Source organism: Dactylosporangium sp. NPDC000244 (genome assembly GCF_040300725.1).
Lineage (GTDB): Bacteria > Actinomycetota > Actinomycetes > Mycobacteriales > Micromonosporaceae > Dactylosporangium.
The window spans coordinates 56,765-80,565 of record NZ_JBEPEH010000057.1; the positions used below are offsets into that span (position 1 = coordinate 56,765).

General features: G+C 74.6%; 1 protein-coding gene and 1 pseudogene. Both read right to left on the minus strand.

The genetic code is table 11. From position 1 onward, the window contains the following. Nucleotides 1-178: 178 nt before the first annotated feature. A pseudogene (locus ABT369_RS51540) lies at nt 179-21,409 on the minus strand (type I polyketide synthase); the annotation flags it as partial. Nucleotides 21,410-21,608: 199 nt separating this feature from the next. Continuing rightward, a partial coding sequence (locus ABT369_RS51545) for a type I polyketide synthase (protein ID WP_350624900.1) occupies nt 21,609-23,801 on the minus strand: 2,193 nt, incomplete at its 5' end.

Below are 23,801 nucleotides of genomic sequence, written 5' to 3' on the forward strand. Positions count from 1 at the left end.
TCTCGTCGATCAGCTCGCCCGGCTCGGCCGCCGGGTCGGTGTCGGCGGTGTCGGCCGCGCCGAGCTGGAGGACGAGGTCGAGCAGGCCCGCCTCGCGGAACCGCGCGATCGGGATGGTGGCCAGGACGCGGCGCAGCTCGGCCTCGGCCGCGTCGGCGGGCTCGGCGTCGGCGCCGAGCAGCTGCTCGCGAAGGTGGGCGGCGAGGGCGGCCGGGCTCGGGTGGTCGAAGACGAGGGTGGTCGGCAGGCTCAGCCCGGTCGCGGACTTGAGCCGGTTGCGCAGGTCGACCGCGGTGAGCGAGTCGAACCCGAGCTCCTTGAAGGCGCGGTGCGCGTCGACGGTCGTGGCGCCGGCGTGCAGGACGGCCGCGGCCTCGGTCCGCACCAGGTCGGTCAGCAGCCGGTCCTGGTCCGGCCGGCCGAGCCCGGCGAGCCGGTCGCGCAGCCGGGCCGCGCCGTCGTCGTCCGCGGCGGCCGCGGCGAGCACGTCCCGGACCTCGGGCAGGTCCTCGATGAGCGGGCGGGGCCGGGCCGAGGTGAACGCGGGCGCGAACCGGTCCCAGCGCACGTCGGCGACGGTCACGGAGGTCAGGTCCCGCCCGACGGCCTGGGCGAGCGCGGCGACGCCGAGGTCCGGGTCCATCGCCGCGAGGCCGCGGCGCAGCAGGTGCTCCTGCGCCTCGGGGGTCGCCATCCCGCCGTCGGCCCAGGGTCCCCAGGCGACGCAGGTCGCGCGGAGGCCGCGGGCGCGGCGGTCGGCGGCGAGGCCGTCGAGGGCCGCGTTGGCGGCGCTGTAGGCGGCCTGGCCGGCGCTGCCCCAGGTGCCGGCGATCGAGCCGAAGAGGATGAACGCGTCGAGGTGCCGGTCGCGCGTGACGGCGTCGAGGTTGAGGGCGCCGGTCACCTTCGGGCGCAGTACCGCCGCCAGCTGAGCCGCCGTCAGCTCGGCGACCGGGATCGACTCGCCCTGGATGCCGGCCGCGTGCACGACGGCGCTGAGGTCGGTGATCGGGTCGACGACCCGGGCGAGGGCGTCGCGGTCGGCGATGTCGCACTGGACGATGTCGACCTTGCCGAGCGCGGTGAGCTCGTCGGCGCCGGGCGCGTGGCCGCCCTGCCGCGACAGCAGCACGACCCGGTCGGCGCCGTTGCCGAGCACCCAGCGGGCGATCCGGCCGCCGAGCGCGCCGGTGCCGCCGGTGATGAGCACGGTGCCGGTCGGCGTCCAGGACTGCTCGGAGGCCAGCGGCGCCCGCACGAGCCGCCGCCCGAACACCTCGGGTCCGCGGACCGAGACCTGGTCCTCGGGCCCGCCGGCGAGCACGCCCGCGATGCCGCCGCCGTCGCGGAGGTCGATGAGCCCGCCCCATCGGGCCGGCTGCTCGAGCGAGACGACCCGGCCGAGTCCCCACAGGACGCTCGATTCGGCATCGGTACGCCGGGTCACGCACCAGACCTTCGCGCCCGACCCGTCCGAGTCGAGCCGGCGCAGCAGGTCCAGCAGCTCGTCCGGGTTCGGCTCGACCAGGACCACGCCGCCGAGGTCGCCGAGCGTGCCCGCGTCGGTGTCGACGGCGGCTCCGGCCGCGCGCAGGTCGGCGGCGATGTCGGCTGTGTTGCCAGTGTCGCCGAGCACGAGCCACCGGCCGGTCAGCGTGGCGCCGGCCGGGGCGGGCAGGGGGGTCCACTCGGTGCGGTACGACCACGAGTCGAGGACCTTCCCCCGCCCGCGCTGCTGCCGCCACGACGACAAGGCCGGCACGAGCGTGTCGAGCGAGGCCCGGGTGTGCTCGCCGAGCTGGGCGACGAGCTCGCCGATGTCGGCGCGGTCGACGGCGGACCAGAAGGAGTCGTCCTCGGCCGGCTTCGGCGCGGGCTCGGGCCAGAACCGCACCCGCTGGAACGCGTAGTTCGGCAGTCCGGCGACCCGCCCGCCGGTGAAGGTGGTGCTCCAGTCGATGTCGACGCCGGCCACGAACAGCTCGGCAACGGCCCGCAGCAGCGTCTCGGACTCGTCCCGGTTCCGCCGCAACGTGCCAACGACTACAACGTCATCGTCCGGCAGGTGCGGTACCAGCACGGCGTCCGGCCCGACCTCAACGAAGGTGTCAACACCCTCGGCACGCATGGCCGCCACGTTGTCTGCGAACAACACCGTGCCACGCACATGCCGGACCCAGTAGTCGGCATCAAACGAGGCGATGAGCCCACCGGTTACGTTGGAGACGATCGGAAGCTGCGGCGGGTTGAAGGTGACGCCTTCCAGAACCGCGCGGAACTCCTCCAGCATCGGCTCCATCAACGCGCTGTGGAACGCGTGCGAAACCCGCAGACGGCTCGTCCGCACCCCAGGAATCTCGGGAAGCAGATCGGAAGGACCCGACAACACCCACGAGTCCGGCCCATTGATCGCCGCCACCGAGACACCGTCCGGGACCTGATCAACGGGCGCTCCGACCGCGAGCATCCCCCCACCGGCCGGAAGAGCCTGCATCAACCTCGCCCGCGCCGCCACCACCTTGCAGGCGTCCTCCAGCGACCAGACACCGGCCACGTAAGCTGCGACCAACTCGCCGATCGAGTGCCCGCCGACCACCGATGGCTGGAGGCCCCACGCCTTCAACTGCTCGTAAAGGGCCACCTCGATCGCGAACAACGCCGGCTGCGTGATCTCCGTTTCGTCGATCCGCTCATCCGGCAGCTCACCGAAATGCGCACACACCTCGGCGTGGACCCGGTTGAACACCGGGAAGTCGAGCGTCGAACCCATCCCGGCCCGCTGGGCGCCCTGACCCGAGAACAGCACGCCGACCCGGCGGGCCGTGGCAACACCCGTCACCGTCTCACCCGGCAGCACGACCAGCCGGTGGTCGAGACGGGCGCGGGACAGCAGCGAACGACCCGTGTCCGCATCCGGGGTCAGGCGATCGGCATAGGCACGCGCCGCCTCCGCCGAACGCGCCGACACAACCAGCGGCACCAGGGAGGAGGACTCGACCGGCTCGGGAGCCTGCTGCTCGACCGACTCCAGGATCACGTGGGCGTTCGTGCCGCTGATACCGAAGGACGAGATGCCGGCTCGCCGGGGACGGTCCGGCGAGGTCCACGGCTGCGCCTCCGTCAGCAGCGAGACCGAGCCGGCCGACCAGTCGACGTGCGGGGTGGGCTCGTCCACGTGCAGGGTCCGCGGCAGGACGCCGTGGCGCATGGCCATGACCATTTTGATGATGCCCGCGGCGCCCGCGGCCGCCTGGGCGTGCCCGATGTTCGACTTGATGGAGCCGAGCCACAGTGGACGGTCGCGGTCCTGGCCGTAGGTGGCGAGCACGGCCTGGGCCTCGATCGGGTCGCCGAGCGTCGTGCCGGTGCCGTGCGCCTCGACCGCGTCCACGTCGGACGGGTTCAGCCCCGCGCTGGCGAGGGCCTGACGGATGACGCGCTGCTGCGACGGGCCGTTCGGGGCCGTAAGACCGTTGGAGGCACCGTCCTGGTTCATGGCCGAGCCGGCGACCACGGCGAGGACCGGGTGCCCGAGCCGCCGCGCGTCCGAGAGCCGCTCCACGAGCAGGACGCCCACGCCCTCGGACCAGCCGGTGCCGTCAGCGGCGCCCGCGAACGACTTGCAGCGGCCGTCCGCCGAGAGGCCGCGCTGCCGCGAGAACTCCTCGAAGGCCCCCGGGGTGGCCATCACCGTCACGCCGCCGGCGAGGGCGAGATCGCACTCCCCCTGGCGCAGCGACTGGGCGGCCAGGTGCAGGGCGACCAGCGAGGACGAGCAGGCGGTGTCGATGGTGACGGCCGGGCCTTCGAGGCCGAACACGTACGCCACCCGGCCCGAGGCCACGCTGCCGGCGGAGCCGTTCGCGACGTACCCCTCGACCTCGGCCGCGGAGCCGGTCAGCTGGGTGAAGTAGTCGTGGTGGATGAGGCCGACGAACGTGCCGGTCTGGGTGCCGACCTGGGTGGTGGGGTCGATGCCGGCGTTCTCGAAGGCCTCCCAGGTGGTCTCCAGCAGGAGCCGCTGCTGCGGGTCCATGGCAAGCGCCTCGCGCGGGCTGATGCCGAAGAACGCGTGGTCGAAGAGGGCCGCGTCGTGCAGGAAGCCGCCCCGCCGGGTGTGGGAGGTGTCGCGGAGCCGGTCGAGGTCCCAGCCCCGGTCGGCCGGGAACCCGTCGATGGCGTCGACGCCGCCGTCGACCAGGGTCCAGAGCTCGTCCGGGGTGGTGACGCCGCCCGGGAAGCGGCACGCCATCGAGATGATGACGATCGGGTCGTCCGCGGGGGCCGGCGCGGCGGGCCGGATCGTGCTCGCGGAGGGTTCGCTGGGTTGCAGCTGGTCCAGGATGTACGCGCCCAGCCGGTTCGGCGTCGGGTAGTCGAACACGAGCGTGGCCGGCAGCCGCAGGCCGGTCAGCGTCGCGAGGCGGTTGCGCAGCTCGACCGAGGTGAGCGAGTCGAAGCCGAGGTCCTTGAACGCCTTCGTCTCCGCGATCGCGGTGCCGCCGCCGAGGACGAGCCCGGCCTGGGCGCAGACGGTGTCGACGACGAGTTGCCGTGCGTCGTCCGGGGCGCGGCCGGCGAGCCGGTCGGCCAGGTCCGTTCCCGTGGGGCGGCCGGCCCGGGCGCGGGGTCGTCCGCTGCCGAACAGGTCTCGCAGGATCGGGAGCACCGGGGCGCCGTCGCGCGGGGCCTCCAGGCGGGCGGCGACGAGCGCGGGGCGTCCCGAGTGGACGGCCGCGTCGAACAGGGCGGTGCCCTGGGCGGGCTCCAGGGCCCCGATGCCGCCGGAGGACATGCGGCCGCGAGCCCCGGCGTCGAGGCCGGCGGTCATGCCGCCGGTCTGCGCCCACAGGCCCCAGCCGAGGCTCGTGGCGGGCAGGCCCTGCTGGTGGCGGAGCTGGGCGAGGGCGTCGAGGTAGGCGTTGGCGGCCGCGTAGTTGGCCTGGCCGGCGCTGCCGAGGGTGGCGGCGATCGACGAGAAGAGCACGAACCCGGCCAGGTCACGGCCGGCGGTGGCCTCGTGCAGGTGCCGGGCCCCGTCCGCCTTCGGCCCGAGCACCGCGTCGAGCTGCTCCGCCGTCATGGACTCGACGACGGTGTCGGCGATGACGCCGGCCGTGTGCACGACGGCGGTCAGGTCGGGGATCGAGTCGACGAGCGCGAACACGGCGTCGCGGTCGCGCACGTCGCAGGTGATCTCGCCGTGGCGCGAGGCCTGCACGACCCGGGCCACGGTGCCGCTGTCGACCAGGTGCCGGGCGATGACCTCGGCGAGGGCGCCGCCGCCGGTGATGAGGACCGTGCCGTTCGGGTCCCAGCGGCGGGGCAGGGTCAGCACCAGCTTGCCGATGTGGCGGGCCTGCGACAGGGTGCGCAGCGCGTCGGGGGCGCGCCGGGCGTCGAACGCGTGGACGGGCAGGGGCCGGAGGGCGCCGCGCTCGAACAGGGCGACGATGTCGAGCAGCATCTCCTGGATGCGTGGACCGGGTACGTCGCCGAGATCGAACGCCTGGTAGGCAATGCCTTCCGGGTCGCGCAGGTCGGCCTTGCCCAGCTCCACGAACCGGCCGCCCGCCGGCAGCAACCGCAGGGACGCGTCGATGAACTCGCCCGTCAGCGCGTTCAGGACGACATCGACACCCGGCGCGAACTTCGCCTCGAACTCCGTCGTGCGCGACGACGCCAGCCTCGACTCGTCCACACCCAGACCGACAACCGTGGGCCACTTCGCGGGACTCGCGGTGGCGTACACCGTCGCACCCCAGTGATGCGCCAGCTGGATCGCGGCCATCCCCACGCCACCGGCCCCGGCATGGATCAGCACCGACTCGCCGTCGGACAGGCCTGCCACGTCCCGCAGACCGTAGTAGGCCGTGAGGAAGACGACCGGTACCGACGCCGCCTGCGCGAACGTCCAGCCGGAGGGGAACCGCACCAGGCGGTCCCGGGCCGTCACCGCCTCCGGGCCGATCGCGCCGTCGAACATGCCCATGACCCGGTCGCCGGCGGCCAGGTCGGTGACGTCCGGGCCGACCTCGGTGACCACGCCGCTGGCCTCGATGCCCATCACGGCGCCGGGGACGGGGTACATGCCGAGGGCGATGAGCACGTCACGGAAGTTGAGCCCGGCGGCGCGGACCTCGACCCGCACCTGGCCGGCCTCCAGGTCCGGGCGCTCGCAGGCGACGAGCCCGACGCCCTCGACCGTCCCGGCGCCGAGGTTCACGAGCCGCCACGGCCCGTCGGGCGTCTCCAGGCCGCCGGCGACTCGGGCCAGGGCGGGGACGAGGACCGAGCCGTCCCGGACCGCGGCCTCGCCGATGCCGGCCGCGATCAGGCCGCCGAGGAGTTCGGGGGCGGCGTCGCCCTCGACCAGCGTGAAGCGTCCGGGGTGCTCGGCGGACGCCGAGCGCACCAGGCCCCACGCGGACGCGCTCGCGAGGTCGGTGATCCGGCCGACCGCGCCCTGGGTCATGACGACCAGGCGGCCCGGGCCGGCGAGGGTTTCCCGCACCCGCTCCAGCACCAGGTCCATCGAGGTGCCGGGGGCCATCCGCCACATGTCCACGTCGGCGGGGAGCTCGGCGGGGTCGACCTCGCGCGGCTGCCAGCCGAGCTCGAACAGCCAGCGGCCGGCGGTACGGTCGGCGGTGAGGTCGGTGGTGAGCGCGCGGAGCACGACCCGCTCGATGGACACGACCGGCTGCCCGGTCTCGTCGACGGCGACGACCTCGACCCCGGTGGCGACGTCGCCGCGGACGCGGACCCGCAGGGCCGTGGCGCCGGCGGCGTGGACCCGGACCCCGCCGAACACGAACGGCAGCCAGGCGCCGTCGCCCGCGGGGCCGTCGTGGCCGAGGAAGGCGATGGCGTGCAGCGCGGCGTCGAGCAGCGCCGGGTGCACGGCGAACGAGCCGGCCGGGGCGGGCAGCGAGACCTCGGCGTAGACGGCGTCGCCGCCGCGCCAGACCCGCCGAAGCCCCTGGAACGTCGGCCCGTAGGTGACGGCGCCGGGCGCGTACCAGTCGCCGATCGGCACCTCCGCGGCGTCGGCCGGCCGCTCGAAGGAGGTCCCGTGGTCGTCGGCGGCGCCGAGCGACCCGTCGGCGTGCCGCGTCCACTCGTCGCCGTCGTCGAGGCGCGAGTGCACCGTCACCGAGCGCCGGCCCGTCGCGTCCGCCTCGCCGACGCGCACCTGGACGGCGACGCTCCCGGCGGACGGCAGCACGAGCGGCGCGACCAGCGTCAGCTCGTCGAGCATGACCGCGCCGACCTCGTCCCCGGCCCGGACCACCATCTCGACCAGCGCGGTACCGGGCACGACCACGGCCCCGCCGACGACGTGGTCGGCGAGCCAGGGCTGGGCCGCGACCGAGAGCCGCCCGGTCAGCACCACGCCACCGTCGCCGGCCACGGACATGACGGCGCCGAGCAGCGGGTGGCCGGTCACGCCCAGCCCGGCCCCGGAGACATCGCCGACGGCCGTGTTCTCCAGCCAGTAGCGCCGCCGCTGGAAGGCGTAGGTCGGCAGCTCGACGGCTCGCCCGCCGGTGAACGTGGTGCTCCAGTCGATGTCGACGCCGGCCACGAACAGCTCGGCCACGGCCCGCAGCAGCGCCTCGCGCTCGTCCCGGTTCCGCCGCAACGTGCCGACCACTACGGCGTCGTCGGCCGGCAGATGCGGCACCAGAACGGCGTCCGGCCCGACCTCAACAAAGGTGTCAACACCCTCGGCACGCATGGCAGCCACGTTGTCGGCAAACAGCACCGTGCCCCGCACATGCCGCACCCAGTAGTCGGCGTCGAACTCGGTGATGAGCCCACCGGTCACGTTCGAAACGATGGGGATCTGCGGCGGATTGAAGGTGACGGTGTCGAGGACGGCGCGGAACTCGTCCAGCATCGGCTCCATCAACGCGCTGTGGAACGCATGCGAAACCCGCAGCCGGCTCGTCCGGACCCCGGGGAACTCGGGCAGCAGATCGGCGGGACCCGACAGCACCCACGAGTTCGGCCCGTTGATCGCCGCCACCGAAACACCGTCCGGGACCTGGTGAACGGGCGCTCCGACCGCGAGCATTCCCCCACCGGCCGGAAGAGCCTGCATCAGCCGAGCCCGGGCCGCGACCACCTTGCAGGCGTCTTCCAGCGACCAGACACCGGCCACATACGCCGCTACCAGCTCGCCGATCGAGTGCCCGCCGACGACCGCCGGGTTCAGGCCCCACGCCCTCAACTGCGCATACAACGCAAGTTCGAACGCGAACAACGCCGGCTGCGTGACCTCGGTCTCGTCGATCCGCTCATCCGGCAGCTCACCGAAGTGCGCGCGTACATCGGCGTAGACCCGGTTGAACACCGGGAAGTCGAGACCGGCACCCATCCCGGCCCGCTGGGCGCCCTGGCCCGAGAACACGACGCCGACCCGGCGAGTTGTGGCCGTGCCCGTCACCGGTTCGCCGGGCAGCAGGACCATGCGGTGGTCGAACCGGGCCCGAGACAGCAGCGAACGACCGGTGTCCGGCCCCGGGGTCAGGCGATCGGCGTACGCACGAGCGGCCTCCGCCGAACGGGCCGACACCACCAATGGCACCAGCGCGGAAGCCTCCACCGGCTCGGGGGCCGGCTGCTCGACGGACTCCAGGATCACGTGGGCGTTGGTGCCGCTGATGCCGAACGACGACACGGCGGCGCGGCGCGGGCGGTCGAGGGCCGGCCACGACTGCGGCTCGGCCAGCAGCGCCACCCGCCCGGCCGACCAGTCCACGTGCGACGTCGGCTCGTCCACGTGCAGGGTCCGGGGCAGCACCCCGTGCCGCATCGCCAGGACCATTTTGATGACCCCGGCGACTCCGGCGGCGGCCTGCGCGTGGCCGATGTTCGACTTGACGGAGCCGAGGTACAGGGGGTGCTCGCGGTCCTGCCCGTAGGTGGCGAGCAGGGCCTGGGCCTCGATCGGGTCGCCGAGCGTCGTGCCGGTGCCGTGGGCCTCGACGGCGTCCACGTCGGACGGGGCCAGCCCGGCGGTCGCGAGCGCCTGCCGGATGACCCGCTGCTGCGCGGGGCCGTTCGGGGCGGTCAGGCCGCTGCTGGCGCCGTCCTGGTTGATGGCCGAGCCGCGCACGACGGCGAGGACGGTGTGGCCGTGGCGGCGGGCGTCGGAGAGCCGCTCGACGAGCAGCATGCCGACGCCCTCGGCGAAGCCGGTGCCCCGGGCGCCGGAGCCGAAGGCCTTGCACCGGCCGTCGGGCGAGAGGCCGCCCTGCCGCGCGAACTCGGCGAGCATGCCCGGCGTCGACATGACGGTGACGCCGCCGACGAGGGCGGCGTCGCACTCGTGGTGCCGCAGCGACTGGGCGGCCAGGTGCAGCGCCACGAGCGAGGACGAGCACGCGGTGTCGACGGTGACGGCCGGGCCTTCCAGGCCGAAGGTGTACGCGATCCGGCCCGACGCGATGCTGCCCGCGCTGCCGTTGCCGATGTACCCGTCGAGCTCGCCCGACCCGCCCGTGGCCCGCGACGCGTAGTCGTGGTAGATCAGGCCGACGAACACGCCGGTGCGGGTGCCGCGCAGGCTTGTCGGGTCGATTCCGCCGCGTTCGATCGCCTCCCAGGAGCCCTCGAGCAGCAGCCGCTGCTGCGGGTCCATGGCGAGGGCCTCGCGCGGGTTGATGCCGAAGAACTCGGCGTCGAAGTCGGCGGCGTCGTGCAGGAACCCGCCCTGCCGGATCGCCCCGTCCCCGACCGCTTCGACGCCCCAGCCGCGGTCGGCCGGGAAGTCGCCGATCGCGTCGGTGCCGGACGACACCAGCTCCCACAGGTCGTCGGGCGAGCCGACACCGCCGGGGAAGCGGCAGCTCATGCCGACGATCGCGATGGGCTCGTCGGTCGCCGCGGCGACGAGCACCGGCCGCTGCTCGGCCGGCGCGCCGGCGATCTCGCGGTCGAGGTGCTCGGCGAGCGCGGCCGGGGTCGGGTAGTCGAAGGCGAGCGTGGTCGGCAGCCGCAGCCCGGTCGCGGCGCCGAGCCGGTTGCGCAGCTCGACGGAGGTGAGGGAGTCGAAGCCGATGTCCTTGAACGGCCGGTGCGGCTGGAGGAGCTCGGCGGAGGAGAACCCGAGCACCGAGGCGGCGGCGGCCGACACCAGCTCGACGAGCCGGGCGCGGCGCTCGTCGGGGGCGAGCGCGGCCAGCCGGTCGCGGGCCGAGGCCGTGTCCGCCGCGGCGGCGACGCGGCGGCGGGTGCCGCGGCCCCGGACCAGGTCACGCAGGAGCGGCGGGATCTGATCCTCCGGTACCGCCGAACGCTTCCCCGACAACGGCAGCAGCACCATGTGCGGCGCGTCGACCCGCCGGGCGGCGTCGAACAGCGCGACGCCCTGCGCGTCGGTGATCGCGGCGACGGCGCGCTCGCTGACGTGCGCGGTCATGGCGCTGGTCCGCTCCCACAGGCCCCAGGCGAGGCTGGTCGCCGGGAGGCCCTGCTGCCGCCGGTGGTGCGCGAGCGCGTCGAGGTAGGCGTTGGCGGCCGCGTAGTTGCCCTGTCCCGGGCTGCCGAGGGTGGCGGCGATCGAGGAGAACAGCACGAATCCGGCCAGGTCGCGGTGCGCGGTGGCCTCGTGCAGGTGCCGGGCCCCGTCCACCTTCGGGGCGGCGACGGTGTGGAGGTCGTCGGGCGTCATGGACTCGACGAGCGTGTCGCCGATGACGCCGGCGGTGTGCACGATCGCGGTCAGGTCCGGGATGGAGTCGACGAGCGCGAACACGGCGTCGCGGTCGCGCACGTCGCACACGACGTCGCCGTGCCGCGAGGCCTGCACGACCCGGGCGACCGTGCCGCTGTCGAGCAGGTGCCGGGCGATGACCTCGGCGATGGTCCCGCCGCCGGTGATGAGGACCGTGCCGTCCGGGTCCCAGCGGCGCGGGAGGGTCAGCACCAGCTTGCCGGTGTGCCGTGCCTGAGACAGCATCCGCAGGGCGTCGGGGGCCTTGTGCACGTCGAAGGCCTGGATCGGCAGCGGCGCGAGCGCGCCCCGCTCGAAGAGGCCGACGATGTCGAGCAGCATTTCCTGGATGCGGGCGCCGGGCACGTGGCCCAGGTCGAAGGCGTTGTACCGGACGCCTTCCGGGTCGCGCAGGTCGGCCTTGCCCAGCTCCACGAACCGGCCACCCGGCGGCAGCAGCCGCAGGGACGCGTCGATGAACTCGCCCGTCAGCGCGTTCAGGACGACATCGACACCCGGCGCGAACTTCGCCTCGAACTCCGTCGTGCGCGACGACGCCAGCCTCGACTCGTCCACACCCAAGCCCAGAACCGTCGGCCACTTCGCCGGGCTGGCGGTGGCGTACACGGTCGCACCCCAGTGGTGCGCCAGCTGGATCGCGGCCATGCCCACGCCACCGGCGCCGGAGTGGATCAGCACCGACTCGCCGGCGGAGAGGCCCGCGAGGTCTCGCAGACCGTAGTAGGCCGTGAGGAAGACGACCGGTACCGACGCCGCCTGCGCGAACGTCCAGCCGGAGGGGAACCGCACCAGACGGTCCCGGGCCGTGATCGCCTCCGGACCGGCGGCGCCGTCGAACATGCCCATGACCCGGTCGCCGACGGCCAGATCCGTGACGCCGGGGCCGAGCTCGGCGACCACGCCGGCGGCCTCGCTGCCCATGACCGCGTCGGGGTCGGGATACATGCCGAGGGCGATGAGCACGTCACGGAAGTTGAGCCCGGCGGCGCGGACCTCGACCCGAACCTGACCGGCGTCGAGGGCCGGGCGGTCGAAGCCGACGAGCCCGACGCCGTCCACGGTTCCGGCGCCCAGGCTCGCGAGGCGCCAGAGTCCGTCCGGCGCCGGGAGGCCGGCCGAACGGGCCAGGCTCGGCACGAGCACCGAGCCGTCGCGGACCGCCGCCTCAACGATCCCGGCCGCGATCAGGCCGCCCAGCAGTTCGGGTGCCGCGTCGCCGTCGACCAGCGTGAAGCGTCCGGGATGCTCCGAAGACGCCGAGCGCACCAGGCCCCACGCGGACGCGCTCGCGAGGTCGGTGATCCGGCCGACCGCGCCCTCGGTCACCACGACCAGGCGGCCCGAGCCGGCGAGGGTTTCCCGCACCCGCTCCAGCACCAGGTCCATCGAGGTGCCGGGGGCCACCCGCCACACGTCCGCGTCGGCGGGAAGCTCGGCCGGGCCGACCGGGCGCGGCTGCCAGTCCAGCTCGAAGACCCACCGGTCGGCCGTACGGTCGTCGGCGGGCTCGCGCAGCACGACGCGGTCGATGGACACGACCGGCTGGCCGGACTCGTCGGCCGCGACGACCTCGAACCCGGACTCGGCGTCACCGCGGACCCGCACGCGCAGCGCCGTAGCACCGGTGGCGTGAATGCGGACGCCGCCGAACACGAACGGTAGGCCGGCCGCGGGGTCGAGCAGGCCGATCGGGTGCAGGGCGGCGTCGAGCAGCGCGGGGTGGATCGCGAACGCGTCGGTGGCGAGGCCGTCGATGGCGATCTCGGCGTACACCGCGTCGCCGGTGCGCCAGAGGCGCCGCAGGCCCTGGAACGCCGGCCCGTAGGAGACGGCGGAGCGGGCGTACCAGTCGTCCACGGGCACGTCGGCCGCGCCGGCCGGGGGCCAGGCGAACGTGGGGGCCGGGGTGTCCGCGTCGCCGAAGGTGCCCTCGGCGTGGCGGGTCCAGTCGGGGTCGTCGTCGGGGCGGGAGTACACCGTGACGGTCTCGCCCACGTGGATCTGCACGGTCACCCCGCCGGTCGGCGGCACGACCAGCGGCGCCACGAGGGTCAGCTCGTCCAGGGCGGCGGCGCCGACCTCGTCCCCGGCCCGCACCACCATCTCGACCAGCGCGGCGCCGGGCACGACGACCGCGCCGCCGACCACGTGGTCCGCGAGCCAGGGCTGGGCCGCCAGCGACAGCCGGCCGGTGAGCAGCACGCCGCCGTCGCCCGCGACCGACACGACCGCGCCGAGCAGGGGGTGGCCGGTGACGCCCAGGCCGGCGCCCGACACGTCGCCGAGCCCGCCCGCGGCCAGCCAGAAGCGCTCCCGCTGGAACGCGTACGTGGGCAGCGGCACCGGGCGGCCGCCGGAGCCGGCGAAGAGCGCGGTCCAGTCGACGTCGACGCCGTGCTCGAACAGCTCGGCGGCGTTCGTCATCAGCTCCCGGGCGCCGTCCTCGTGCCGGCGCAGCGAGCCGACGGCCAGGCCGGCGGCGGCGTCGAGGTCCTCCTGCAGGCCGGCCTTGAGCACCGGGTGCGGGGACACCTCGACGAAGACGCGGTGGCCGGCCTCGATGAGGCGGCTCACGACCGGCTGGAGGCGGACGGGGCGGCGGAGGTTGTCGTACCAGTACTCGGCGTCGAGCGACCCGGTGTCGGCGAGCCCGGCGGTGACCGTCGAGTAGAACGCGATGCCGGAGAGGCGCGGCTCGACGCCGGCGAGGGCCGCGAGCAGCTCGTCGCGGACCGGCTCCACCTGCGCGGAGTGCGAGGCGTAGTCGACGGGCAGCCGCCGGAACCGGATGTCCCGCTCGGCGCAGACCGCTTCGAGCGCCGACAGTGCTTCGAGGGCGCCGGAGACGACGGCGGCGGCGGTACCGTTCACCGCCGCGATCGACAGCTCGTCGCCCCACGGTGCGATCAGCGCGGCCGCGTCCGCCTCGGACACGGAGACCGCGAGCATCCCACCGCGGCCGCCGAGCGGGACCAGCGCGCGGCTGCGCACGGCGACGATCCGGGCCGCGTCCTCGAGGGACAGGGCCCCGGCGACGCAGGCCGCGGCGATCTCGCCCTGCGAGTGCCCGACGACGACGTCCGGCCGGACCCCGCAGGCCCGCCAGAGCTCGGCGAGGGAAACCATCACCGCGAACAGGGCCGGCTGGACGACGTCGACCCGGTCGAGGGACGCCGCTCCGGGACGGCCGCGCAGCACGTCCTCGAGCACCCAGTCGACGTGCGGGGCGAGGGCCGCGGCGCACGCGTGCAGGCGGTCCCGGAAGACCGGCGAGGCGTCGAGCAGGTCGACGGCCATGCCCTCCCACTGCGAGCCCTGGCCCGGGAACACGAAGACGATCGGCCCCGGGTCCTCGGCGGACTCGGCGGCGGCCGGCTCCCCCGCCAGCCGGGCGAGCGCGTCGACGGCCTCGTCCCGGGTCCGCACGACGAGCGCGGACCGGTGCGAGTGCCGGGCGCGCGTCGCGGCGAGCGAGTGGCCGAGGTCGAGGAGTCCGAGTCCGGGCTCGCCGGTGAGGGCCGTGTGCAGCCGGGCGGCCTGGGCGCGTAGCGCGGCCTCGCCGCGGCCGGAGACGGGCAGCGGGACGACCGACGGCACCAGCCCGACCGGGGACGGCTCCGGCGCCGGGGCGACGGCGGCGGGCGGCTCCTCGAGGATCACGTGGGCGTTGGTGCCGCTGATCCCGAACGACGAGACCCCGGCCCGGCGGGGCCGGTCCGACGAGGGCCACGCCTGCGGCTCGGTGAGCAGCGCGACGGCGCCGGCGGTCCAGTCGACGTGGGGCGTGGGCTCGTCGACGTGCAGGGTCCGCGGGAGCACGCCGTGGCGCATGGCCTGGATCATCTTGATGATGCCGGCGACCCCGGCGGCGGCCTGGGCGTGCCCGATGTTCGACTTGATCGAGCCGAGCCACAGCGGGCGGTCGCCGGGGCGGTCCTGGCCGTAGGTGGCGAGGACGGCCTGGGCCTCGATCGGGTCGCCGAGCACCGTGCCGGTGCCGTGGGCCTCGACGGCGTCCACATCGGACGGTTTGAGCCCGGCGCCGGCGAGGGCCTGGCGGATGACGCGCTGCTGCGACGGTCCGTTCGGGGCGGTGAGCCCGTTGGAGGCGCCGTCCTGGTTCACCGCGGAGCCGGCGACGACGGCGAGGATCGGGTGCCCGAGCCGCCGCGCGTCCGAGAGGCGCTCGACGAGGAGCACGCCGACGCCCTCGGCCCAGCCCGTCCCGTCCGCGGCGCCAGCGAACGACTTGCACCGGCCGTCGGTGGACAGGCCGCCCTGGCGGGAGAACTCGGTGAACATGCCGGGCGTGGCCATGATCGCCGCTCCGGCCGCGACGGCCAGGGTGCACTCCCCCTGCCGCAGCGACTGGGCGGCGAGGTGCAGGGCGACGAGCGAGGAGGAGCACGCGGTGTCGACGGTGACGGCCGGTCCTTCGAGCCCGAACACGTAGGAGAGGCGGCCGCTGGCGACGCTGCCGGCGGTACCGGTGAGCAGGTGCCCGTCGAGGGCGGTCTGCTCGGCTCCGGCGGCGTAGTTCGAGGAGGCCGCGCCGATGAACGCGCCCGTCGGGCGGCCCGCCTGGGTGGCGGGGTCGATGCCGGCGTTCTCGAACGCCTCCCACGTGGTCTCCAGCAGGAGCCGCTGCTGCGGGTCCATCGCCAGGGCCTCGCGCGGGCTGATGCCGAAGAACGCGTGGTCGAACAGGGCCGCGTCCCGCAGGAACCCGCCCCGCCGCGTGTGGGAGGCGTCCCCGAGCCGGTCGAGGTCCCAGCCCCGGTCCACCGGGAACCCGTCGATGGCGTCCACGCCGTCGCGCACGAGGTTCCACAGCTCGTCCGGGGTGGTGACGCCGCCCGGGAAGCGGCACGCCATGCCGATGACGACGATCGGGCCGTCCGCGGGGGCCGCGGCCGGGGCCGGGGCCGCCGGGAGCGCGTCGGCGGTGGTCAGGTCGAGCTCGCGCAGGAGGTGCGCGGCGAGCCGGTTCGGGGTGGGGTGGTCGAAGACGAGGGTGGCCGGCAGCCGCACGCCGGTCAGCGTCGCGAGGCGGTTGCGCAGCTCGACCGAGGTGAGGGAGTCGAAGCCGAGGTCCTTGAAGGCCCGGGTGGCCGCGATCGCGGTGCCGCCGCCGTGGCCGAGGACCAGGGCGGACTGGGCGCAGACGGTGTCGACGACGAGCCGCTGGGCGTCGGCGGGGGCGAGTCCGGTGAGGCGGTCGGTCAGCGTCGTGGTCGTCGCCGGGGCGGCCTGGGCGCGGGGGCGGGCGGTACCGAACACGTCGCGCAGCATCGGGGGGACCGTCGCGCCGGGGCGCGGGGCCTCCAGCCGGGCGGGGATCAGCAACGGCCGGCCGGAGCGCACGGCGGCGGCGAAGAGGGCCGCGCCCTGGTCGGCCTCCAGCGGGACCATGCCGCCGGCCGAGAGGCGTCCCTGCGCGCCGGCGTCGAGGCCGGAGCTCATGCCGCCGGTCTGGGCCCACATGCCCCAGGCGAGGCTGGTCGCGGGGAGGCCCTGTTGGTGGCGGAGCTGGGCGAGGGCGTCGAGGTAAGCGTTGGCGGCCGCGTAGTTGCCCTGGCCGGGGCTGCCGATGGTGGCGGCGAGGGAGGAGAAGAGGACGAACCCGGCCAGGTCGCGGCCCGCGGTGGCCTCGTGGAGGTGCCGGGCGCCGTCGACCTTGGGTCCGGCGACCGTGTCGAGGTCGTCGGCGGTCATGGACTCGACCAGGGTGTCGGCGAGCACGCCGGCCGTGTGCACGACGGCGGTCAGGTCCGGGATCGACTCGACGAGCGCGAACACCGCGTCGCGGTCGCGCACGTCGCACACGACCTCGCCGTGCCGCGAGGCCTGCACCACCCGGGCGACCGTCCCGCTGTCCAGCAGGTGCCGGGCGATGACGCCGGCGATGGTCCCGCCGCCGGTGATCAGCACCGTGCCGTCCGGGTCCCAGCGGCGGGGCAGGGTCAGCACGACCTTGCCGATGTGCCTGGCCTGGGACAGCATCCGCAGGGCGTCGGGGGCCTTGTGGACCTCGAAGGCCTGGATCGGCAGCGGCTCCAGCACGCCCCGCTCGAAGAGGGTGACGAGCTCGGTCAGCATTTCCCGGATGCGTGGTCCCGGGACGTCGCCGAGGTCGAAGGCCGTGTAGGCGAGGCCTTCCGGGTCGCGCAGGTCGGCCTTGCCCAGCTCCACGAACCGACCGCCCGGCGGCAGCAGCCGCAGGGACGCGTCGATGAACTCGCCCGTCAGCGCGTTCAGGACGACATCGACACCCGGCGCGAACTTCGCCTCGAACTCCGTCGTGCGCGACGACGCCAGCCTCGACTCGTCCACACCCAGACCGACAACCGTGGGCCACTTCGCGGGACTCGCGGTGGCGTACACCGTCGCACCCCAGTGATGCGCCAGCTGGATCGCGGCCATCCCCACGCCACCGGCCCCGGAGTGGATGAGCACCGACTCGCCGGGTGCCAGGGCCGCCACGTCCCGCAGACCGTAGTAGGCCGTGAGGAAGACGACCGGTACCGACGCCGCCTGCGCGAACGTCCAGCCGTCCGGGAAGCGGGCCACGCGGTTGCGGTCCGCGACCGCCTCCGGCCCGATCGCCGCGTCGAACACGCCCATGACCCGGTCGCCGACGGCCAGGCCGGTGACGTCCGAGCCGACCTCGACCACCACGCCGGCGGCCTCGCTGCCCATCGTCGCGGCCGGGTCCGGGTACATGCCGAGGGCGATGAGCGCGTCACGGAAGTTGAGCCCGGCGGCGCGGACCTCGACCCGCACCTCGTCCGGGCCGAGCTCGGCGCGCGAGTAGCCGACGAGGTCCACGCCCTCGACCGTGCCGGTGCCCCGGTTCTCGAGCCGCCAGAGACCGTCCGGCGTCTCCAGGCCCGCGGCTCGCGTCAGGCTCGGCACCAGTACCGAGCCGTCCCGGACCGCCGCCTCACCGATCCCGGTCGCGATCAGGCCGCCCAGCAGTTCCGGTGCCGCGTCGCCGTCGACCAGCGTGAAGCGTCCGGGATGCTCGGAGGACGCCGAGCGCACCAGCCCCCACGCCGACGCGGCGTCGAGGTCCGTGATCCGGCCGACCGCGCCCTCGGTCACCACGACCAGGCGGCCCGAGCCGGCCAGCGTCTCCCGCACCCGCTCCAGCACCAGGTCCATCGAGGTCCCGGGGGCCATCCGCCACACGTCGACGTCGGCGGGAAGCTCGGCCGGGCCGACCTCGCGGGGCCGCCAGTCCAGCTCGAACAGCCAGCGGGACGCGGCCCGGTCGCGGACCGGGCCGGCGGCGACCTCGCGCAGCACGACGCGGTCGATGGACACGACCGGCTGGCCGGACTCGTCGGCCGCGACGACCTCGAACCCGGACCCGGCGTCACCGCGGACCCGCACCCGCAGCGCCGTAGCACCGGTGGCGTGCACACGGACCCCGCCGAACACGAACGGCAACCCGGCCGCGGGGTCGAGCAGGCCGACCGGGTGCAGGGCCGCGTCGAGCAGCGCCGGGTGCACCGCGAACGCGCCCGCCGTATCGGCGGCCGGGCCGCTCAGGGCGACCTCGGCGTAGACCTCGCCGTCGCCGCGCCAGAGGCGGCGCAGGCCCTGGAACGCCGGGCCGTACGAAACGGCCGTGTGCGAGTACCAGTCGTCGACGGGCACCTCGGCGGCGGCCGCCGGGGGCCACGTGAGCGTGGGGGCGGGGGTGTCCGCGCCGCCGAACGTGCCCTCGGCGTGGCGGGTCCAGTCGGGGTCGTCGTCCTGGCGGGAGTACACCGTGACGGTCTCGCCCACCTGGATCTGCACGGTCACGCCCCCGGCCGGCGGCAGGACCAGGGGGTTGAGGAGGGTCAGCTCGCTGAGGGCGCCCGCGCCGACCTCGTCGCCGGCCCGCACCACCATCTCGACCAGCGCCGTGCCGGGCACGACCACGGCCCCGCCGACCACGTGGTCGCCGAGCCAGGGCTGGGCGGCGAGCGAGAGCCGGCCGGTCGCGAGGACGACGTCGTCGCCGGCGAGCCGGATGACCGAGTCGAGCAGCGGGTGACCGGCGCCGGAGAGGTTCCGGACGGCCGTGTTCTCCAGCCAGTAGCGCTCGCGCTGGAACGCGTAGGTCGGCAGGTCGATCTTCCGCCCGCCGCCGAGGACCGCGCTCCAGTCGATGTCGACCCCGGCGACGAACAGCCCGGAGACGGCCCGCAGCAGCGACTCGGCCTCGTCGCGGTCGCGCCGCAGCGAGGCGACCACCACCGCGTCATCGGACGGCAGATGCGGCGCGAGAATCGCGTCCGGCCCGACCTCAACGAAGGTGTCAACGCCCTCGGCACGCATGGCGGCCACGTTGTCGGCAAACAACACCGTGCCGCGAACATGCCGCACCCAGTAGTCGGCGTCGAACTCGGCGATCAGCCCACCGGTGACGTTGGAAACGATCGGAATCTGCGGCGCGTTGAACGTGACGGTGTCGAGGACCGCGCGGAACTCGTCCAGCATCGGCTCCATCAACGCGCTGTGGAACGCATGCGAAACCCGCAGCCGGCTCGTCCGGACCCCAGGGAACTCGGGCAGAAGATCGGCCGGCCCCGACAGGACCCACGAATTCGGCCCATTGATCGCCGCCACCGACACGCCCTCAGGCACATCTTCGACCGGAGCGCCGACCGCCAGCATTCCCCCGCCGACCGGCAAGGCCTGCATCAACCGAGCCCGGGCCGCGACCACCTTGCACGCGTCTTCCAGCGACCACACCCCGGCCACGTAGGCCGCTACCAGCTCGCCGATCGAATGACCGCCAACGACCGCCGGGTTGAGGCCCCACGCCCTCAACTGCTCGTAAAGGGCCACCTCGATCGCGAACAACGCCGGCTGCGTGACCTCGGTCTCGTCGATCCGCTCATCCGGCAGCTCACCGAAATGCGCACACACCTCGGCATAGACCCGGTTGAACACCGGGAAGTCGAGCGTGGAACCCATGCCGGCCCGCTGGGCGCCCTGGCCCGAGAACAGCACACCGACCCGGCGCTGCGGGGTCGCGAGGCCGACCACCGCGCCGGTGAGGTCGGACAAGCCGGCCAGCAGCCCGTCGCGGTCGGAGGCCAGGACCACGGCGCGGTGGTCGAGCGCCGACCGCGACGCGACCGAGGACCATCCGATGTCCGCGAGCGCCACCGCCGGAGCGTCCCGGAGCCAGCCGGCCCAGCGCGCGGCCTGCCCGGCGAGGGCCCGCTCGTCCGCGCCGGAGAGCACGACCGGCGTCACCGGCAGGGATGCGGCCGGGGCCGCCTCACCGGGCTCGATTGAGGGCGGCTCCTCGATGATGGCGTGCGCGTTGGTACCGCTCATGCCGAACGACGACACCCCGGCCCGGCGCGGCCGCTCCGCCGCGGGCCACGGCACGTCCGCGTTGAGCAGCGACACCGCCCCCGCGTCCCAGTCCACGTGCGGCGTCGGCTCGGCCGCGTGCAGGGTCCGGGGCAGCACCCCGTGGTGCAGCGCCTGGACCATCTTGATGACGCCCGCGACCCCGGCCGCGGCCTGCGTGTGCCCGATGTTCGACTTGACCGAGCCGAGCCACAGTGGACGGTCCCGGTCCTGCCCGTAGGTGGCCAGCAGCGCCTGCGCCTCGATGGGGTCGCCGAGGCGGGTGCCGGTGCCGTGCGCCTCGACGGCGTCGACGTCCGCGGTCGTGAGCCGGGCGTCGGCGAGGGCCTGCTGGATGACGCGCTGCTGCGACGGGCCGTTCGGGGCGGTGAGCCCGCTGCTGGCGCCGTCCTGGTTCACGGCGGAGCCGCGCACGACGGCGAGGATCGGGTGGCCGAGCCGCTGGGCGTCGCGCAGGCGCTCGAGGACGAGGACGCCGGCGCCCTCGGCCCAGCCGGTGCCGTCGGCCGCGGCCGCGAAGGACTTGCAGCGCCCATCGGCGGCGAGGCCGCGCTGGCGGGAGAACTCCACGAAGGCGCCCGGGGTGGCGAGCACGGTGACGCCGCCGGCGATCGCGAGCGAGCACTCGTTGCGGCGCAGCGCCTGGCTCGCCAGGTGCAGGGCGACCAGCGACGACGAGCAGGCGGTGTCGATGGTGACGGCGGGGCCCTCGAAGCCGAAGGTGTACGCCAGCCGGCCCGAGATGACGCTGGCGGCGGTGCCGGTGAGGACGTAGCCCTCGACACCCTCGGGCGGGTTGCGCAGCACGGTGGCGTAGTCCTGGCCGGCCGTGCCGACGAAGACGCCGGTACGGCTGCGGTGCAGGCTCGACACGTCGATCCCGGCGCGTTCGAAGGCCTCCCACGAGACCTCCAGCAGCAGCCGCTGCTGCGGGTCCATGGCGAGGGCCTCGCGCCGGGAGATGCCGAACAGGGTGGCGTCGAAGTCCCCGGCGCCGTGCAGGAACGCGCCCTGGTTCGCGTAGGAGGTGCCGGCGTGGTCGGGGTCCGGGTCGTACAGCGCCGCCAGGTCCCAGCCGCGGTCGTCCGGGAACGGCCCCACCGCGTCGGCGCCGGCCGCGACGAAGTCCCACAGCTGCTCGGGCGTCTCGATCCCGCCCGGGTAGCGGCATCCCATGCCGACGATGGCGATCGGCTCGTGGGCCTCGGCCTCGAGCTCGCGCACGCGGGTGCGCGCCTGCCGAAGCTCGCCGGTGACCCACCTGAGATTCTCGAGAAGCTTCTCGTCATCAGCCATGGACGCACCCACTCCGAGAATATGCAGACGTCATGTGTGTCCCGCGCCCGCGCGTCATGGCTTGCGACCACCGATGGGACGCCTGGTCAACGTGACCCTACTGAGCGCCGATCAACGGCCCCAACCCCTAGGCACCCCTCAGGAGCCCCTGCCGGAAGCCCTGCCGGAAGCCCTGCCGGAACGGCCGTCAGGACTTGCCGAACTCGCGCTGGATGAGGTCGAGAATCTCGTCGGCGCTGGCCGATTCCAGGGCCACGGAGGCGTCGGCTTCGGGGGCCGGTGCGGCCACGGCGGCGAGCGTGCTGAGCCGCTGCACCAGCTCGGCATCGGCCCGCGCGTCGAGCGGCTGCCGGGCCAGCATCCGCTCCAGCTGGGCGATCGCCTCGGCCACGGTTCTGGGTCCGGTGTCGGCCACGAGCTGCGTCCCGAGGTGCCGGGCGAGGTCGGCCGGCGTCGGATAGTCGAAGACCAGGGTCGTCGGCAGCCGAAGGCCCGTCCTCGCCTTCATTCGATCCCGCATCTGTACCGCCAGCAGCGAGTCGAACCCCAGCTCCGTGAAGCCTCGCCGCGGCTTGACGGCCTCGGCCGTGGCGTGGCCGAGCACCCGCGCGGCCTCGTCGCGCACCAGCTCGAGCAGCATCCGTTCCTGATCGCCCGCGTTCGCCTCGGCCAGCCGCCCGCGCAGCTCGGCCGACGGGTCCGGGCCCGCGGTGGCCGGCCGTTCCTCTGGCGCCTCGGCGAACGCGGCGAACAGCGAGCTGCCGCGCCGGCTGGTGAACGTCGGCAGGAACCGCCCCCAGTCGACATCGGCGACGATGGCGTCGCGGTCGGGCGCGGTGGCGGCCAGCGCGGCGATGGCGAGATCCGGGTCCATGGCCGGCAGTCCGCGCAGCCGCAGCGCGTCCTCGTCCGCCATGCCACCGTCGGCCCACGGGCCCCAGGCGATCGCGGAGGCGGCGAGCCCGCGGGACCGCCGCCGGGCGGCGAGTGCGTCGAGGTGGGCGTTGGCCGCGGCGTAGGCCGCCTGCCCGCCGCTGCCCCAGATCCCGGCGATGGAGGAGAACATCACGAACGCGGAGACGTCCCCGAAGACGGCGTCGAGGTTCGTCGCCCCGTCGGCCTTGGCCCGCATGACCCGCTCGACCTCGTCGGCGGTCATCTCGGCGAGCGGCGTGCCCTGCCCGGCCCCGGCCGCATGCACGACGACGCGGACCGGCGCCCCGAGGTCGTCGTACCGGGACCGCAGCTCCCGCAGCGCATCCCGGTCGGTCACGTCGAGCGCGACGACCTCGACCGGCACGCCCAGGTCCTCGGCGACGGAGCCGCCGCGCCGGCTGGCCAGCACGATCCGGGACGCCCCCGACCGCGCGGCCCACCGAGCCACCCGCATCCCGAGCGAGCCGGTCCCGCCGGTGATGAGGACGGTGCCCTCGGGCGCCCATTCGCGGTCGTCCTCGGCGCGGACGACCCGCCGTCCGTAGACCCCGGAGGCGCGGACCGCGACCTGGTCCTCGCCGGACGGCAGGACCACCGCGGCCCCCTCGGCCACGTCGACGAGGCCGCCCCAGAGCTGCGGATGTTCGAGCGCGACGACCCGACCGGCGCCCCACACCTGGGCCTGCACCGGGTCGACCACGTCATCGGCCTCGACCTGCACCGCGCCCCGGGTCACGCACCAGAGCCGGGCCGACGAGTCGAGCTTCTGCACCAGCTGCACGAGCTCGGCGACGCCGCCCTCGACCACCTCGGCGTCGGGCAGCGAGACGAGGTCCCCGAGCCCGGGCGGCACCAACACGACCACGCGCCCCGGCGGCGAGGGCCGCACGTCGGCCAGCGGCTCCCACGCAACCCGGTACCGCCACCGCGGCCCGTCGCCCGCGGGCTCCTTGAGCCAGTAGTGCTGGTGCTGGAACGCATACGTCGGCACCGGCACGGCAGCACCACGATGGTAGGCCGCGAAGTCGATCCCCGTCCCGCGAACATGGGCCTGGGCAAGCCCGTTCAGCAGCGCCCGAGGCTCCGCCTGACCGGACCGCAGCAGCGGAATGAACGCGGCATCCTCGACACAATCCGGCCCCAGCGCACTGAGCGCACCACCCGGCCCGACCTCAAGGAACGTCCGCACCCCCCGCCCATGCAAGAACTCCAGCGTCGGGTAGAACTGCACCGTCGCCAGGACATGCCGAACCCAGTAGTCCGCGTCGAACTCGGTCATCAACTCGCCGGTCACGTTCGACACAATCGGAATCTGCGCCGGCCGCCACTCCACGGACCGCAGCACCTCGGCGAACGCGGCGGTCATCGGCTCCATGAGCGGCGAATGGAACGCGTGCGACACCCGCAACCGCGTCGTGCGCACTCCCGGGAACACCAGCCCGTC